Below are 18,831 nucleotides of genomic sequence, written 5' to 3' on the forward strand. Positions count from 1 at the left end.
ATTGGACTTGTAGATTAATCAAAAAATCTGCAAGTTCAAATCATCCCTTAAGAAATACCAGCATCAAAAATTAACGATAGAATTTTAGCAAATCATATGATTGAAAAAGTATTAGAGGGGTTTGGGTTAGATAAAACCAAAGCTGAACTTAAACCTTTCGGGAGCGGATTGATTAATAATACATGGAAAATTTCTGTTCCGGAGGGGGCATACATTCTTCAGAAAATAAATACTCATGTCTTTTCTTCACCAAAAGATATAGCAGATAATATGCTGATGATAAAGCAATATCTGGATATTGTTGCACCCAAATACTTTTTTGTAGGGCCGATTAAAGCACAAAATGGCGATTCTGTTTTAGAACTTGATGGCAATGCATACCGGCTTTTCCCTTATGTAGAAAATTCGGTTACGATTGATGAAGTAGAAAACCCAGATCAGGCCTACCACGCGGCAAAACAATTTGGCAAGTTTACCCGAATGCTGGAAGCCTTCAACCCTAAAAAACTCAAAATTTCCATTCAGGATTTTCATAATTTACCTTTCAGGGTAGAACAATACAACCAAGCCCTTTCTATTGCAAGCAAGACAAGATTAGAACAGGCAGCTTGGGCGATAAAGGAAATAGAAAGGCAGTTGGATATCGTTCATATTTTCAATGAAGCGGTTAAACAGGAGGAATTAACAGTTAGAGTAATTCATCACGATACTAAAATTAATAATGTATTGTTGGATAAAAACAGCGGTAGCGGCCTTTGTGTTATCGACTTGGATACCGTAATGCCAGGCTATTTTATAAGTGATGTTGGCGATATGATGAGAACTTATCTTTCGCCATCCAACGAAGAAGAAACAGATTTCGATAACATAAAAATCCGTCCGGAGATGTTTGCCGCCATTTACAAAGGTTATATGGAAGAGATGGATAAAATCTTAAATCAATCTGAAAAACAACTCTTTATCTACAGCGGTAAGTTTATGATTTTTATGCAGGCTTTACGTTTCCTAACCGACTTTCTTTCTGGTGATATTTATTATAAAATTTCCAACCCCAATCACAATCTAAACAGAGCTGAAAATCAAATTTTTCTCTTAAATAAATACATAGAAAGTGAACCCATATTTAATGATATTATCGAAAATAGAAACAAAGTTCTTGAGTTAATATCTTAATATTGTTACGATTACCCCCAAAATAAATAACACCTAAAGCTACGGAAACGTAGCTTTTTTGGTTAATATTCCTGCTAGTTGATCCTTTACTCTTAAATGGAATATTTTATTTTGTGCACTAATAAATATTGTTTTTATATTTGATAAGCGTTCGTTTAACGTTTATGTTAAAAGAACAGACCTAAAACCAAATATAAATATGAACAGACTTTACCTCGCTTGCATTTTAGTGCTTGCAGTTTTTACTGTACAGGCTCAAACTCGAAAACTTAGTGGAACAGTCTTTGAATCGGGAACAACAACCACAGTTCCAGGCGCAAATATTGCTGTTTCCGGCGGAAATGCCAAGGCGGTTAGTGATGTTAATGGGAAATTTACAATTGATGTTGCGACAGATAAACCCTACACATTACTAATCAAGTATGTGGGTTATGCAGATCAATCAATTGTCATTCAGCCTACCGACCAAAATGTTAAAATCAATTTGGTATCGCAAGCCAATGATTTGGATGAGGTTGTTGTGGTTGGTTTCGGAACGATTAAGCGTAGAGATTTAACTGGTGCAGTAGCTTCTGTTAAAGCGGCGGATATCGTTAAAGCACCAACGCATAATGCCATTGAAGCTATACAGGGCAGGGCTGCCGGTGTCGACATTACCCGAAGCAGCGGTAGTGCAGGTGCAGGCGTAAATATCCAGATTAGAGGTACACGTTCTATATCTAATAACCCTTCACCATTATATGTAATTGATGGTGTGCAAAATGGAGGCAGTATCAACAACATCAACCCAAATGATATTGAAACCATTGATGTATTGCAAGATGCTTCATCGACAGCAATTTACGGTTCGCAAGGTGCAAATGGCGTTGTAATCATCACAACCAAAAAGGGAACATCTGGTAAACCTAGAATCTCTTACAACGGTTACTACGGCGTTAACGGCGAAACCGCATTTCCAACGCCACGCCAAGGTGAAGATTACTTAACCCTCAGAAGAGAATCTTTCAGAAATGATGCAGGAGTAATTACACAAACCGATGCTCAAATTTTTAATGGAGCAGGAGAATTAGCGGCTATTCAAGCGGGTGCCAATGTTAATTGGATGGATTTAGCCATCCAAAATGGCAGACAGCAAAGCCATACGGTAACCATTAAAGGCGGCTCTGAAGCAACGAAAGCATTATTCTCATTAGGTTATTTTAACGAAGAAGGTGCGCTTAGAAACAACGATTATAATCGATATAATTTCAGGTACAATATTGAGCATAAAGTGAATAATTGGCTTAAGGCTGGTATTACAGGTCAATTAGCCTACAGTAAAACCAATGCACGCAGAGATCCATTATCTGCAGCTTTAACCGCATTTCCTTTTGGTACACCCTATAATGCCGATGGGAGTATCAACATATTTCCAATGGCGGGTTTTGCAACAGGCAATACCGCTTTAAGTCCGCTAACGGATGAAAGAGCTGGTGCCGCCATTGATGAAAATTTAGGAACTGAAGTAAATGCAACTGGTTTTGCAGAATTAACGCCAATTAAAGGTTTAACCTACCGGATGAATTTCGGTACAGTGTTAAGCAACAGTAGAAGAGGTGTTTTTAACGATCAGTTTTCGAATGCCCAAAATACAGTTAGGTATGCATCCGCTTCGCTAACCAATAATAATGGGAGGTATTATAACTGGGATAACGTTATTACCTACACTAAAGATATTAACAAGCACAGTTTTACGGTAACGGCTTTATCGAGTTACATTCACAGCGATGCTGATGTTAACTCTGCAACGGGTATCAGACAGGTATTGCCGTCGCAAGGTTTTAATAACCTTTTTGGCACAGAAGCATCAAGCAGGGTTACCACTTCGGGTTTTACAAGGTTCGATTTATTAGCATTCGCAGGGCGATTAAACTACAGTTATGCGGGCAAATACCTTTTTCAGGCAACACAGCGCTGGGACGGAGCTTCAGTTCTTGCACCAGGTAGAAAGTGGGATGATTTCGCATCAGCTTCTGTTGGCTGGGTAATTAGCAGCGAAGCTTTTATGAAAAGCCTGAAGCAAATCAGCAATTTAAAATTAAGGGCAAGTTATGGCGCTGCGGGTAATTCCGGTAGTGTTTCGCCATATGGCTCACAAAGTTTAATCACAACCGTACCAATGGGTTTTGGTGAAGTACCCGTTCCGGCATTTGGTTTCAGCGGTGCAGTTGCCAATCCGGATTTAGGTTGGGAACGTTCGGCAACTTTAAATACAGGATTGGACATCGGTTTATTCAACAACCGAATTTCTGGCTCACTTGAATTATATCGCACAAAAACTACTGATATTATTCTAAGCAGAGGGCTTCCATTAACAAGCGGACAAAGTACCATCACTCAAAATATCGGTGCAACACTTAACAGTGGTATTAATGCAAGTTTAACAACGGTTAATTTTCAAACAAAGGATTTTACATGGAGCACAACCGCAACATTTTCTCGTAATAAAGAAAGAATTACCGCTCTAATTGATGGTAGAAACATTGTGGCTTCTAATAACCCCGAAGAGAATTCGCTATTTATAGGTTCGCAGGTAAAAGTATTTTATACCTACAAAAAGCTCGGAATTTGGCAATTAAATGAAAATCCTGGTGCATTAAGCTTAGCAGGGCAGGCTTTTAGGTTTGGAGACATCAAATTAGAAGATGTTAATGGTGATGGTATTCTTGATCCAACAAACGACAGACAGATTATTGGTGGTATTCAGCCAAAATGGTTTGGTGGCTTGCAAAATAATTTCAGGTATAAAAATCTGGACTTAAGCATTTTCTTGATTGCAAGATACGGACAAACTGTTAAAGCAGAATTTGTTGGCAGGTACAATCCGGGTGGTGTTGCAAACGGGCCAGATAATTTCGACTATTGGACCATTAATAATCCTTCAAATGATTTCCCTCGTCCTCGTCAGGGTAATGGTTTATCAAGTATTTATCCAAATCAATACCAGTCTTTATTATATATTGATGGTTCATTCTTTAAAATTAAGAATATACAATTAGGATATACCTTACCAAAAAGCATTACGGATAAATTGAAAATAGGTTCGTTAAGGGCTTATGCAACAGGTTCAAACATCTTCACTTATTCAAAAAATAAATTATTGAGAGATTATGACCCAGAGCGTGGCGGTGCAGAATCATCGCCATTAAGCCGCCAGTTTGTATTTGGTTTCAACCTTGATTTATAACATTTAAGAAATTATTATGAAAAAGAATATATTATTATTCGCTACGCTTTTTTCAGCTTGCTTAGTTTCTTGCGAAAAACGTTTGGATGAAGTAAACCCGGGTGGAGCAACGGCAGATGCAACCTGGACTACGCCACAAGGATTTGTTACGGCTGTTAACGGTGCTTATCAAGAGCAACGTGCTTGGTATGGTAAAGAAGATGGTTTATTGGTTTCTGAAGGTGGAACTGATTTATGGTTTAACGCAAATAAGGCAAACTATGCTAATCAACTTACACGTTATGAAGGTTTATCGGGCGCAACGCCAAGTTCTTCGTTAGCCCCTTTCAGGTTGTTTTACAGGGCAGTAAACCTTTGTAATGCAGGGATAAATCGTATCGAAAGTGCTGGATTTACAGATGCGGCAGAAAAAAACCGTCGTTTGGGAGAATTAAGATTTCTTCGCGGATTTTATTACTGGCACATTGTAGAGCAATGGGGTGGAATTAATTTACGTACCCAAGAAACAACAACGGTAGAATTAACCGCAACCCGTAGTCCGGTTAGTGCTTTCTACGATTTAATAATCAGCGATTTAAAGTTTGCTGCGGAAAATTTACCGGTTTCTTCTTTCTGGGGCGCAGAATACAGCCGTGCATCAAAAAAAGCAGCACTAGGTTTTTTAGCCCGGGCATATTTATCAAGAGCATATTACGCTACAGGTACAGAGCGCACAGAATATTTTACACTGGCCCGTAATACTGCAAACGAAGTAATTACCCGTAAATCGGAAATAGGTACGGATTTATGGACAAGTCCGACTGATTTGTGGAATCCGGCAAATAACAAAAACAATAAGGAAGCTTTATATATTATCAGTAATTCTACAAATACAGCGATTGATTATGATGGTAATGCAAATAGATTACACGCCTGGTATTTAACTCAATACAGTAATAAACCAGGATTGGTTCAAAGTATACCTTACGGATTTGATGGACAACGTCGTTTACAGCCAACACGTTTTCTTTTAGATCTTTTTAATGAGCAAATTGATGCTCGTTATGGAGCAAGTTTTCAGGAAAACTGGTTGGCAAATTCTACAACAAGCGGCTCAACAGCGTTTACGTGGACAGCTGCACAAGCTGCAACGTATAGTAAAGCGGCAAGTGTTGTTGGCACACCTGTAGTAAGTGGTACTGGTTTGTCGCTACAAATTACCAAAAATGTTGTGGCTGATAAGGCAACTAAACCTTATGTGGTGGTAGATAGAGATGATTTATACAATGCTAATGGTACTATAAAATCGCTAACTGATTTTGTGGCATTAAAAAAGTTTTTGGATAATACCCGCACTGTTCCAAATTCACAGCCTGGTTTTAACGACGTAATTGTAATGCGTTTGGCAGAAATGTACTTAATCTCTTCCGAAGCGGAGTTCCAACTTGGAAATTTTGGTGCAGCAGCAACACAGTTGAATGTTTTGCGTACAAGAGCCGCAGTTAAAACACCGGTAAACCAAACGGCTGCTATGCAAACTACAGCGGCTGCGGTACAAAATGGTGGTATAGATTTTATTTTGGATGAGCGTGCCAGAGAACTTTGTGGAGAGCAAATCAGATGGTTTGATTTAAAACGTACTCTAACAGGCGATCAGTTTGTGGCCCGTATCAAATCTGCAAATCCCGATATTACTGCGGTGCAAGCATTTCATAGATTAAGGCCAGTACCCTTAACCGAACTGAATGCTTTGTTAAATGGAGCAGAATTTGGACAGAATCCAGGCTATCAATAATAAATAACCGAGCCTACTGAATATTTTAACATGTATTCAGTAGGCTCTTTTAGTGTGAAACAAAAGCCTTTTCCGCATTATTATTTCGATAAAATTTCAATCGATTGAAATTAACCTATTCAAATAATTAGCTTTCCTGGTTAGATTTTATCTTAATTTAATCTGCAATTTTTTGTATAATGGATTAACTAACCATTATTTCAAGTGATACTCAAATCATCTCAGTCAAACAGCAAGATTTACTTTTTGCAAAAACTCTGTTCGATAAAAAATATTTTGTGTGTGTTAGCATGCATATTATTTTTTCAGATTGAACTCAAAGCACAAGTACCCTTGCAAATTGATGATCATACACCACATCAAATTTTTACTTATAATCAATTGGATGTTTTGGAAGATGCATCAGGCGAGCTAAACATCAATCAAATACTAAGTAAAGCACAACAGCAGCGATTTCGCCCAAATCCAAATCGGATACCAAAAAACTACAATCTTAGTGCTGCATACTGGTATAGATTTAAGATTAAACACAATGCGAAATCAACTAATCGCTGGATATTAGAATTTTTTGATCAATCCATTGCAGAGTTAAACTTATATACACCTGATGGAGCAAATCGCTTTAAATTGAATGGATTCGGTACAAATTATAAGTTTGGAAAACGTGCCTATCAACATAAAAATTTTACGGTTGATTTAGCCAATAACTCTGATGCAGAAAGCACGTATTATTTCAGAATCAAATCTCCCAATTCTGTAAGTGGCATTGTTGTGCTTCGCGATGTACATTGGTTTGTGGGCTATGCATTAGGCGAGTATTTCATTTTCGGATTATTCTACGGTATGATTATCGTGTTTTGCCTTTACAACCTGCTAATGTATTTCGCGATTAAAGGTAGGCAGTATCTATTTTATGTGCTCTACAACCTCAGCATAGGTTTGTACGAAATGTGTAACGATGGAATCGCTTTTCAATATTTATGGCCAGATTATCCACTGCTAAATATTTATGGCTTTGGTGTAGCCTTGTTTTTAAGCAGCATCTTCGGGATGCTCTTTACCATCAACTTTTTATTTCTTAAAGCTAAATCACCTGTCTTTTATAAGGTTGTAGTTGGCGCAATTTTACTTCGTACACTATTTTTCATTGCCTGCCTTTGGTATACTCCCTTATTTAACTTTAAAATCATCGAACTTATTCCACTGTTGATAGTGTTTTTTGCAGGTTTGGATGTTGATAAAAAAGGCTATAAACCTGCACTATTTCTCATCATCGGGTACGGGTTTTTAGTAGTTGGTTTTGCGATTAAGATTTTGTTGCTTTTGAAATGGCTGCCTTACGGACCGCTCGTTTATTATAGCCTGAGTATTTGCTTTGTTATTGAAATGGTTATTGTATCCTTCGCAATTGGAAACAGCATCAGAACCTTAAGAAAAAAGAAAAGCCGGGCGCAAAAACGGGTTATTGAACAATTAAGGCTCAATGATAAACTCAATCAAACTTTAAACGCAGAATTATCTATTCTTGTTGAACAACGTACTGAGGAGATTCAAACTAAAGCGAAAATTATCGAACAGCAAAATCTCGAAATTTCTTTAATGAATTCGATGCTAAAGAAAGATAATAAGGAACTTAACCTGAACATAACGCGGGCAACAAAAGCAAGATTAGGTGCCAAGATGGTCGAGTTTGAAGAATTTAGCCGGATTTATCCTGATAAGGAACATTGCTATAAATACATAGCAGAACTTAAATGGGCAAAAGGCTACAGCTGCAAACGCTGTACAAATACACATTTTTTGGCCGGGCAAACCATTCATAGCAGAAGGTGCACAAAATGTGGCTATGATGAATCTGTAACGGCAAATACCTTGCTGCAAAATAGCCGTATTCCAATTAATAAAGCGCTGTATATGTTATTTCTGGTGTGTAGCTCTAAAGGAAAAATTTCTTCCTATAAACTCTCTAACCTGCTTTCTATTAGGCAAAGTACCTGCTGGACTTATAATTCTAAAATGCAGAAATTGTTTGAACAGAAAAAAGATGAAATTAAAAAGGCAGGTGAGGACGGTTGGAGCAGATTACTGCTAGAAGAGCCTATTTAAAGCCATGTAATCGAATTACATCGAAATTTCTTAAATAAAAATAAATGTTTTTAAAGCGTATTACCATAAAATTGGTGATGCGCTTTTAATGCTTAATAAAGGCCGATTTTGTTGAAATCAATTGCGATTGAAACGTATTGAATTTAAATATAACTGTCTGTTTTATAGATAGTTATGATTTATTTTTCTTGTTATTTATTTACAAATAGAATAGGTTTGTGCCTATAATTTCTAAACCAAATAATATGAGAAAACAAATTACGCTAATTTTTAGTCTGGTTTGTTTTATGTTTTCGCTGGCCAATGCTCAGCAATTAAACATAAAGGGAACCATTAAAGACAAATCAGGAGCCGCCATACCCGGTGTTTCCGTAAAAGTTAAAAATGCATCGTCGGGTGTATCCTCCGGAGGGGAGGGAGAATACTCCATCAGCGCAACTCCGCAAGCAACATTAATCTTTACCGCTGTTGGTTACGCGAAGCAGGAAATTCAGGTTAACGGACGAACAACATTGAACATTACGCTTGCAGAAGAATCTAAAGATTTAACTGATGTTGTGGTAATCGGTTATGGAACAACCACCAAAAGAGATGCAACAGGAGCCATCTCAAGTGTTAAAGCTACCCAACTGGAAAACGAAAACCCTCAGAGTTTATCGGATGTATTAAGGGGAAATGTACCCGGATTATCTGTTGGTTTAAGCTCGAGCGCCAAAGGCGGAGGAGATTTTCTGGTGCGTGGTAAATCTACGCTTTCTGCCGGTAGTTCGCCGCTTATTGTTTTAGATGGTGTTATTTACAATGGACAACTGGCTGATATCAACCCAAACGATATTGAATCCGTTGATGTATTGAAAGATGCCAGTTCGCTGGCTGTTTATGGAGCGAAAGCGGCAACAGGCGTAATTGCAGTAACCACCAAAAAAGGTAGGGGCGATTCGCCAACCATAACAATTAATACAAATGCAGGCTTTGCCGAACTGGCTAAGAACATGCGCCCTTATCAAGGTGAAGATTTTTTAAACTGGAGGGCAGATGTAATGAGAAGCGGGGCAATAACACCTGAATACCTGTACAACGACCCAAGAAATCTGCCATCAGGCGTTACCATAACACAATGGCTAAACGGACAGACCGGCGACCCGGTAGACCTTTGGTTAAACAGACTAGGTTTAGTAGCAAACGAAAAGGCAAATTATTTAGCTGGCAAAACCGAAAACTGGTATGATGATATTTTCAGAAAAGGTTTCCGTCAGGATCATACATTAAGTTTAAGCGGGCGCAAGCAAGAAGTGAATTATTACTTGTCTTTAAACTACCAGAAAAATCAAAACCTGATAGAAGGGGGAGAATATACAGCCATCCGCGGAAGGGTTAATCTTGAAGCAGAAGCCGCGAAATTCTTAACGGTAGGTTTGAACTTACAATTCGCAGATAGGGATGAAGCCCGCACTGGCGACAATAGTTTGGAGGCAGATTGGAATCAATTAACTAATTTATCTCCTTACGGCGATAGATACCTACCCAATGGTGAGCTTAGAAGAATCCCAACGGATGACAGTGGCCTGAATGCCAGAAATCCATTTCTTTCTACGACTTATAATGAACGTATGAACAAGCAAAATACCATTTTTGCCAGCCTCTACGGTAAATTGAAATTGCCTTTTGGAATTACCTATCAACTCAATTTTAGTCCGGGTTTGGATTTTTACAGAACTTTCGATTATAAATCATCCCGTAACCCTGATGTAGTTACACCAGGCGGTTCAGCAAGTCGTTCTAACGAAACCCGCTACAACTGGCAGATTGATAACCTCTTAAAGTGGAATAAAACATTTGCCAATATTCACAATATTGACGTGACTTTGCTTGCCAATGCAGAAAAATATCAAACCTGGTGGACTCAAGCCGCAAATGAAGGATTTGTGCCAGGTGATGTATTAAGCTATCACAATCTTGCAAGTGGTATTAAACCCACAACAAGCAGTGAAGATAAGGTTTACACTGGCGATGCCTTAATGGCGAGATTAAACTATTCACTTTTGCAACGCTACATCCTAACGCTTTCGGTTCGTCGCGATGGCTATTCAGTATTTGGCTTTAATTTCAAGCGGGCAACTTTTCCTGCAGCAGCATTAGCTTGGGTATTTACGGATGAATCTTTCATGAAAAACCAGAAATGGCTTAACTACGGAAAACTACGTTTATCTTATGGTATAAATGGTAACCGCGATTTAAGAAATCCAGATAATGGAACTGTCGACCCTTACGCAGCACTTGCTCAGCTTGCAAGTGGTAAATATCAAACGGTAACACACGGAGGTGTCGCTTCTGATGTGAATACCGTACAGATTGGCAGTAAAATGGCCAATTCAAATTTAAAATGGGAAGAAACAACAGCCTTGAACTTTGGATTGGATTTCTCTCTTTTTAATGATAGAATTACTGGCTCTATTGATGGTTTCACCAAGAAAACAAGTGACTTGTTGGTGCGGCAAACGCTTCCAAACGTAAGTGGTTATTCTACGGTTTATTCAAACCTTGCCCGTATAGATAATAAAGGAGGTGAGTTTAACCTAACCACCAAAAATTTAACAGCAGGAAATATTAAGTGGACAACCAACTTCAACGTTTCATTTAACAGAAATAAAATCATTGCATTAGCGCTTCCCACTGACGACCCTGGAAATGGCTGGTTCATTGGTAAGGACATCGACATTATCTGGGATTATAATGTACAGGGGGTTTGGCAAGCTAATGAAATGAGCGAAGCTGCGAAATTTACCCGGGCAGCAATTAAGCCAGGCGATTTTAAATTGGAAGATGTAAACGGTGATTATAATTACTCGGATGCCGATAAGAAATTTCTTGGTTACCGCACACCGAGGTATTTTCTTGCGATGAGAAATGAGTTCAATATCTTTAAAAACTTCGATTTCTCTTTTCAATTGCTTTCTAATTGGGGTCAGCTAAAGCAATACAATCAGGCTAAAAACCAGCCGGGCAGTGTTGGCTTTGCAAGGGCATCTTCATATGTTTTACCATATTGGACACCTTCGAACCCAATTAATGATTATGCAAGGCTGAATTCTGGTTCAAGTGGAGCAAGTTATAATGTGTATTGGGATAACTCTTTTATCCGCCTGAATACGGTGGCGTTATCTTATTCGGTTCCACAAAACTTGCTGACTAAACTGAGGGTAAAAACAGCGAAAATCTATGCAAACGTAACCAATGCAGGTTACTACGCACCGCAATGGACTTTCTGGGACCCACAAAATAACGGGCCAACGCCAAGATTTTACACTTTAGGCCTTAACGTTACTTTATAAAAGTGCTATGAAAATGAAAAAATTAAATCAAAATATAATTGTATTCCTGGGCTTTATCGCATTAATGGCTGCTGCAGGTTGTAAGAAAACCTATTTAGATTCTGAGCAGTTATCAGCCTATGCACCAGAAAACTTAAATAGTTTAGTCGCCATGAAAGCGGCCTTAAACGGGTTAGGCTTGGCTACAAGGAGAGAATTTTTTGGAGATTCGGCACCCATGCTTACCGAATCCATTTTCTCGGATGTTGCCGTAGAAGGTACAACAGACAAAAATACGCCTGCACAGGATTTGGTATCAAGAATTACACCTGATGCGAATCTGAACAGCGACGATTTTAATAAAATAGGATGGTATTGGGATAATGAATTTATTGCGGTAAGGCAGGCGAATACCATTATATCAAATATTGATAAACCCACCTATTCATCAGAAGCAGAGAAAAATCTCATTCTGGGTTCTGCATTATTTTACAGAGCATACAACTATTACAGATTGGTTCATCAATTTGGAGATGTGCCATTATTGCTAAAAGATTTGGATTCGCCAAAGGCGGATTTCTATTCAACCAAAAGGGAAGTTATCCTCGCAAAACTTAAAACCGATTTGGAATTTGCACAAACGTGGGTAACCGATGGTGGAAATAAGGGTGATGTAAGTAAAGGTGCAGTTAGCCATTTGTTAACTAAGGTTAACCTTGCACTTGGAAATTTCGATGACGCCATAACATCAGCAAACAATGTTATCAACTGCGGTAAATACGGCATTATGACCAGTCGTTTTGGAAGTACGGCAGCTGATGCGACTAAAAATGTGGTTTGGGATTTACACCGTATGGATAATAAAGCCATCTCAGCTAACCGCGAAGCTCTGTTTTTGGTTATCGATAGAGAGAATTTTGTCGGGTTTACTGCACTTGGTTCGCAATTAATGAGAAACACCGTTCCAGCCTGGCACTTTGCGAATGTTAAAACGCCATCTGGCGCAACCGCGATTGTGGATGCCGTAACTGCCGAAATTCCATTAACCAGAATGTATGGCAGAGGGATTGGTCGTTACAGAGGTACGCCATACTCAACTAAGTACATTTGGACAGATAATACAGATTATCGGCACGCCAAAGGCATGTGGATGGATATGACTGATTTGGTTTACAACAATCCGGCACTTAAAACATCTACAAATGCAGCAGATAGAGCGCTTTACGGACAGCCATTACAAGCTTATTCATCGTCAAATCTTTCGCAAAGGTTTACCAATGGGGCACTTGATACCATCAGGCATTGGTTCGGCTGGCCGCATTACAAGGTATTTATCAATTCGACAAATGCATTGGCAAGCGACCCCTATTGGACACCCCCACGCGGTACTAACACCGATTGGTATGTATTCCGCTTAGCCGAAACCTATTTGCTACGTGCCGAAGCTTACTATTGGAAAGGTGATTTAGGACTTGCAATGGCTGATTTAAATGTGGTTAGGGCCAGGGCAAATGCAACTTTATTAACCAATGCCAGCCAAATTACCATCGGAACAATTTTAGATGAACGTGCCAGGGAATTATACTGGGAAGAACCTCGTAAAACGGAATTAACCAGGATAGCCTACATTTTTGCACAAACAGGAAAAGCCGCTTATAATGGTAAAAGTTATAGTCTGGCAACTTTCTCAGATAATAATTTTATGTACGATAGAATTATGGAGAAAAACGACTTTTATAAAAATCAGGTGCCAACCTTACAAGGTGTAAATTATAAGATTGCACCTTACCATGTACTATGGCCAATTCCTGCAAGCGCCCAAAGGTTCAATACGGAGGGAAGGATAAATCAGAATAAAGGCTATTCGGGTTACGAACAAAATGTTCCGGCCCTGGATAAATTACCTTAAAAAATTAAAGAAAATGGCCTTGCCAATTCTCAGGCAAAACCATGTTTAGTTGTAGAAGCAATCCCTTCGGGCAAGGGATTGCTCTTTTAATTGAATTGCTATAAATGGCTTTTCAGTTAAATTTTGTCTATCTTTTATCAAAAGCACAAGCTTAATGAAAGTACTTGCAGGCGTAAACCGACATCCATTTAAATTGAAGCGAATGGCTACTCTAAAAAAAACTATAACTGGTTTTCTGGCAGCTTTAACTCTCCTTTGCGCAAATAGTTTTTCATCACAAAGAAACCATGTTACTGATATTAATGTAAAAAAGGTAGTTCGGGAAGTATTAAAAAAGCATATCCTGGAAGAAGCCGCCTGGGCAATGCAGCAAAAACCCATCACCATTACTGCTTACAGTTCGCCAAGAAGTGCAGGAGGTAAGCATGATTTTTTCTCAGAAGCAGACTACTTTTGGCCCGATCCACAAAATCCAGATGGTCCATACATAAATCGGGATGGATTAACCAACCCTGATAATTTCCTGGCGCATAGAAAGGCCATGATTCGTTTCAGTAAAATTATTGGGGCACTTTCGTCTGCCTATGTATTAACAGGAAATGAAGCTTTTGTTAAACATGCCATATTGCATTTAAGCGCATGGTTTGTAAACTCAGCAACCCTTATGAATCCGAATTTACTATATGCTCAGGCAGTAAAGGGCCGTTTTACAGGACGCAATTATGGAATTATAGATACTATTCATCTGATGGAAGTTGCCCAAGGAACCTTGGTAATGGAGCAAGCTAAAGCATTTGATGCTGCAACGCTAGCGAAAGTAAAACAGTGGTTTGCCGATTACATTTTATGGTTAAATACTTCAAAGCCTGGAATTCAGGAAAAAAATGTTAAAAATAACCATGCAACCTGTTGGGCAATGCAGGTAGCATCTTTTGCAAAACTCTGCGGAGATGAAAATATGCTCGATTCGATTAGAAGTAATTTTAAAAATAACCTTTTGCCAAACCAAATGGCGATAGATGGGAGCTTCCCACTGGAAATGGCTCGAACAAAACCCTATGGATATTCGATATTTAATCTTGATGCCATGACCATGCTTTGTCAAATCCTTTCCGACAAAAACGAAAACTTATGGAATTTTGAAACGCCGGAAGGTAAATCCATTAATAAAGGGATTGCCTTTCTTTATCCCTACATTGCAGATAAAAATAAATGGCCGCTAAAACCCGATGTAATGTATTGGGATAATTGGCCTGTAGCACAACCATTCCTTATTTTCGGTGCAAATGCGTACAGTGAATCAGCATGGCTGGAAACCTGGAGAAAATTAGAACATAAACCTCAAGTGGAAGAAATTATCAGAAATTTACCTGTTAGAAATCCTTTAATCTGGTTATAAGTTATGAAACAAAAAATTAAAATATTAGCACTGTTAATGCTGAGTGGCCTAATTGTACAGGCGCAAAAAAATAATGTGAAAAAAGCGATTTCTTCGGCAGAAAAACAAATGGATATACTGGTTAAAAACGTAGATTCTGCCCGAAAAATCAAACCAAATTTAGTATCGCCGCGTACAGTAGAAAATGGTGAATTTAAAATGGTTGGCTCCAAAGATTGGACGAGTGGCTTTTTCGCTGCTGAACTTTGGTATTTGTATGCCTATTCTAAAGATGAAAAATGGCTTAAGCTGGCAAAAAAATATACTGAAGACATCAGGAACGAACAATTTAACCGGGGTACGCACGATTTAGGTTTCATGGTTTATTGCCCTTTCGGTAATGGTTACAAAATCACTAAAGATACTGCTTACAAAAGTGTAATTATTCAGACTGCAAAATCGCTTTGTACAAGATTTAACCAAACTGCAGGTGTAATAAAATCATGGGATCATAATGGAGATAAATGGAAATACCCGGTAATTATAGATAACATGATGAATCTCGAGTTGCTATTTGAAGCCACAAAATTTACGCGTGATTCTTCTTTTTATAAAATTGCAATTACTCATGCCGATAATACAATTAAAAACCATTTCCGCCCGGATTATAGTTCTTATCACGTTATTGATTATGATACGAATCAATATGGGAAGGTGTTGCAGAAAGTTACTGCACAGGGCTACGCAAATGAATCGGCCTGGGCAAGAGGGCAAGCTTGGGCGCTCTATGGCTACACCATGTGTTATCGGGAAACTAAAAAGCAAGAGTACTTAAAACAGGCCGATGGCATTGCAAACTTTATCCTGAGTTCCAAAATAACACCTAAAGATGGGGTACCCTATTGGGATTATAACGATCCGCTTATTCCAAATGTTTCCAGAGATGCATCGGCTGCGGCAATAACGGCCTCGGCACTTTACGAACTTGCAGACTACAGTAATGTTAATGCAAAAAAATATCGTGCTGCAGCCGATAAAATCCTCCAAAGTTTATCAACTAACTACATTAATAAACCTGGAGAAAACTATGGTTTTATATTGAAACACAGCACTGGGCATCGCCCGGCAAAATCTGAAATAGATGTGCCGATTAATTACGCAGATTATTACTATCTGGAAGCCTTGCTGAGAAGTAAAAATAAAGGGTGATTTAGAATATTATTGAACTGTACTTATTTTAGGTAGCGTATATTTAAATGACAGTGTACCAAGCTTGGTATTTGTGCCGAATATTGGTGTTGTTAAAATGATATGATCACCTCTAAATAGGTTTATGTGTGGATTATTTACATTCAAAAAAGCCTTGTTGTAAAACGTTGAGTAATTATTACCCATTTCTCGCTCATCAGTTGAAGCAATAATGCGTCCTTTTGGGTCGATGATGGAGATTTCTTCGAAATTTTGCTCTTCAACTAATTGGCTTAGGTATTCATTAACGCGGTTCATGTCTTTATCAATCATTTTTGAACGAACAGCCCATACCAAAGGTTTAGACATGACAATTAGTTGTTGCTTTAAAGTGGAGTCAACCTGGGCGGATATGCGTGCGCTTAGTCTTTTATTTTTAAGATTGTTTTCTCTTATAAGGCTATTGGTTTCAATTTCTTTATAAACCCAAAGACTGCTGATTAGTATTACTGCACTCAAAATTGTAATAATTAGTGCTTTTCTAGATGTTTGAGCGTGATTATCATTCATTTTTATAAAGAGGGAATTATTTTTATGCTAAAAATATTAAAATCATGCAATTTGTTTTTAAAATTAAAAAATAATAAAACCAGTACACAGCTGTCGCGAAGGATAACCCTTTTTGCATGTCTATTTATATGCACTTGGAATACACTAAATGGCCGGTAAAATAATTAGTTTTTTTGTTTTTTGGTTCAATCAACTTGATAGTTCCGAAAAGGATGTTCAAATTCGCTCTCGGATATATCAAACCCTATAACTCCATGAGCCTTAACAGCAATAGATTGAAAACATTTTCTTCAACACGTATTGGACTTTTTACTTTTTTGATGCTAAGCATTTGCCAATATGCATCTGCGCAATCTACACCACCCAAGGTAAGCTCCGCCGAACTTAGCGAAATATCCGGCCTGTACAATGCCAAAGACAATCTGTTTTTTGTACACAATGATAGCGGTGATACCTCGCGGATTTTTGCCATCAATGCTAAAGGCAGTTTGCTATCTACATTATATTTTAAAGGCGTTTCTTCGAAAAAGCATTCCAGTGTAACGGATTGCGAAGATATTGCTGGTGGTCCTGGGCCTATAATCAATAAAAGATACATTTACCTTGGTGATATTGGCGACAATGCTGCTAACCGTCCTTACATTACGGTATATCGTTTCCCGGAGCCGGGCAACTTATCTGCTAAAATGCAAATCGCAAGTGAGGCTGTACACCTCAAATATCCAAACGGGCCGCAAGATGCCGAAACCTTAATGGTTGATCCGATTTCTAAAGAACTCATCATCGTATCTAAGCGACAAGATACCGTTGGCATATATTCGGCCCCGCTGTTATTCAAAAATAAGGATACCATTACCATGAAAAAACAAGGCAATCTTTTTATTCCGGGTAGAGGTTTGTTTAAATATGTAGTTTCTGGCGATATATCCCGTGATGGAAAACAGGTCATCATTAAAACTTATACGGGGGTTTATTATTGGTTGCGAAATGGCAAAGAATCTATTGCACAAACCTTAAAGAGAGCACCTAAAATACTTCCGTATACGATGGAGCCACAAGGTGAGGCTGTTGGTTTCACACCAGATGGAAAGGCTTATTACTGCATTAGCGAAGGGAAAAATTCGCTAATCTATCGATATGCTATTCCAAAAGTTCAATAGTTTCGCTAAAATACTGACGAGCAGTTTATTACATCATGCTAATGCTTTTACGACAAATAGCTGTAGCGGATAGAAGACACTAATACAACTTCAAGATGTTTATTTGTTAAAATTTCCGTAGAAATACAAAAAACTAGATTTGATTTAATTTGTTATATTCATAATAAATTAAAAATCAGATGATTAAAGCTCTAGTTAAACAAATTCTACCTCCGATTGTAACCGATGCAATCATCAAGAGGCGTTATGTTAAGTCGCCTGTATTATATAATGGAAATTATAACAGTTGGGAAGATGCAAAGCAGAATAGTGGTGGCTATGATGCTGCCAACATTTTGGAAAAAGTAAAGCAGTCTATTCTGAGGGTGAAAAACGGTGAAGTTGCTTACGAACGTGATTCCATGACCCAAGATAATGTAGAATATTCATGGCCATTGTTAGGTGCACTTCAGCACATAGCCATTGAAAACGGAAATACATTAAATGTTTTGGACTTTGGTGGTTCTCTAGGCACTTCATATTTTCAAAATAGAAGCCCATTATCACATTTGGATAAATTGAAATGGACAGTTGTTGAGCAAAAACATTTTGTAGAATGTGGTAAAGAATTTATTGAAGATAATGTTTTAACATTCGAGCCGACAATATCAATAGCGGTAGAAAAACAAAATTACAACGTACTCCTGCTTTCAGGTGTTCATCAATATATGCCAGATACGGATGAGTTTAATACAGAAGTTTTATCTCATGATTTTGATTACATTTTGATTGACCGGGTTTCATTTATAGAGGATGCTAAACGACTGGTGGTTCAAACCGTACCTGAATGGCTTTACAAAGCTACTTATCCAACCTATTTATTAAATGAACAGGAATTTATTGCACCCTACCTCAAAAAATATGACTTGGTTTACGATTTTAATGCCGTTGTCGATCAGGATGAGATAAGTGAGGATGGTAAACGAATGTATTGGAAAGGATTCTTTCTAAAGAAAAAGTAATTATCATGCTGAGCTTGTCGAAGGATAAAAGTTTT

General features: G+C 38.1%; 11 protein-coding genes. 10 read left to right on the forward strand and 1 reads right to left on the reverse strand.

Going from position 1 to position 18,831, the window contains the following annotated elements; genetic code table 11:
- The first annotated feature begins 96 nt into the window (after positions 1-96).
- The 8 genes from R2Q16_RS06105 (at position 97) to R2Q16_RS06140 (ending at position 16,086) form a co-directional block, all read left to right on the forward strand.
- Positions 97-1,173 (forward strand): aminoglycoside phosphotransferase family protein, encoded by a 1,077-nt coding sequence (locus R2Q16_RS06105; protein WP_316735809.1) that lies wholly within the window; start codon positions 97-99, stop codon positions 1,171-1,173.
- Between the two features lie 199 nt (positions 1,174-1,372).
- Positions 1,373-4,399: a TonB-dependent receptor gene (locus R2Q16_RS06110; protein ID WP_316735811.1), complete on the forward strand. Its 3,027-nt coding sequence runs from the start codon at positions 1,373-1,375 to the stop codon at positions 4,397-4,399.
- A gap of 16 nt (positions 4,400-4,415) precedes the next feature.
- Complete coding sequence (locus tag R2Q16_RS06115; protein WP_316735813.1) at positions 4,416-6,173, forward strand: RagB/SusD family nutrient uptake outer membrane protein; 1,758 nt, start codon at positions 4,416-4,418, stop codon at positions 6,171-6,173.
- A 282-nt stretch (positions 6,174-6,455) separates the two neighbouring features.
- A complete protein-coding gene (locus tag R2Q16_RS06120) occupies positions 6,456-8,279 on the forward strand; it encodes a 7TM diverse intracellular signaling domain-containing protein (protein ID WP_316735815.1) in 1,824 nt (607 codons plus the stop codon).
- A gap of 245 nt (positions 8,280-8,524) precedes the next feature.
- Complete coding sequence (locus R2Q16_RS06125) at positions 8,525-11,611, forward strand: SusC/RagA family TonB-linked outer membrane protein (protein ID WP_316735817.1); 3,087 nt, start codon at positions 8,525-8,527, stop codon at positions 11,609-11,611.
- 13 nt (positions 11,612-11,624) lie between these two features.
- Complete coding sequence (locus R2Q16_RS06130; RefSeq protein WP_316735818.1) at positions 11,625-13,499, forward strand: RagB/SusD family nutrient uptake outer membrane protein; 1,875 nt, start codon at positions 11,625-11,627, stop codon at positions 13,497-13,499.
- A gap of 154 nt (positions 13,500-13,653) precedes the next feature.
- Positions 13,654-14,898, forward strand: a complete 1,245-nt coding sequence (locus R2Q16_RS06135; protein ID WP_316735819.1) for an alginate lyase family protein — start codon at positions 13,654-13,656, stop codon at positions 14,896-14,898.
- 3 nt (positions 14,899-14,901) lie between these two features.
- On the forward strand, positions 14,902-16,086 hold the full coding sequence (locus R2Q16_RS06140) for a glycoside hydrolase family 88 protein (protein ID WP_316735821.1): 1,185 nt from the start codon (positions 14,902-14,904) through the stop codon (positions 16,084-16,086).
- Positions 16,087-16,095: 9 nt separating this feature from the next.
- On the opposite strand, the gene R2Q16_RS06145 is transcribed toward R2Q16_RS06140, so the two are convergent.
- Positions 16,096-16,635 carry a PDC sensor domain-containing protein gene (locus tag R2Q16_RS06145; protein ID WP_316735822.1) on the reverse strand — a complete coding sequence of 180 codons (540 nt, stop codon included), beginning with the start codon at positions 16,633-16,635 and terminating at the stop codon, positions 16,096-16,098.
- 254 nt (positions 16,636-16,889) lie between these two features.
- Here R2Q16_RS06145 and R2Q16_RS06150 point away from each other — a divergent pair, with 254 nt between their 5' ends.
- Both R2Q16_RS06150 and R2Q16_RS06155 read left to right on the forward strand, forming a co-directional pair.
- The gene (locus R2Q16_RS06150) at positions 16,890-17,795 is read left to right on the forward strand and encodes a hypothetical protein (RefSeq protein WP_316735823.1); all 906 of its coding nucleotides are present in this window, start codon (positions 16,890-16,892) and stop codon (positions 17,793-17,795) included.
- Between the two features lie 179 nt (positions 17,796-17,974).
- Positions 17,975-18,796, forward strand: a complete 822-nt coding sequence (locus tag R2Q16_RS06155) for a methyltransferase, TIGR04325 family (RefSeq protein ID WP_316735824.1) — start codon at positions 17,975-17,977, stop codon at positions 18,794-18,796.
- Positions 18,797-18,831: the final 35 nt, after the last annotated feature.

It is taken from the genome of Pedobacter aquatilis, assembly GCF_032678425.1.
Classification (GTDB): domain Bacteria; phylum Bacteroidota; class Bacteroidia; order Sphingobacteriales; family Sphingobacteriaceae; genus Pedobacter; species Pedobacter aquatilis_B.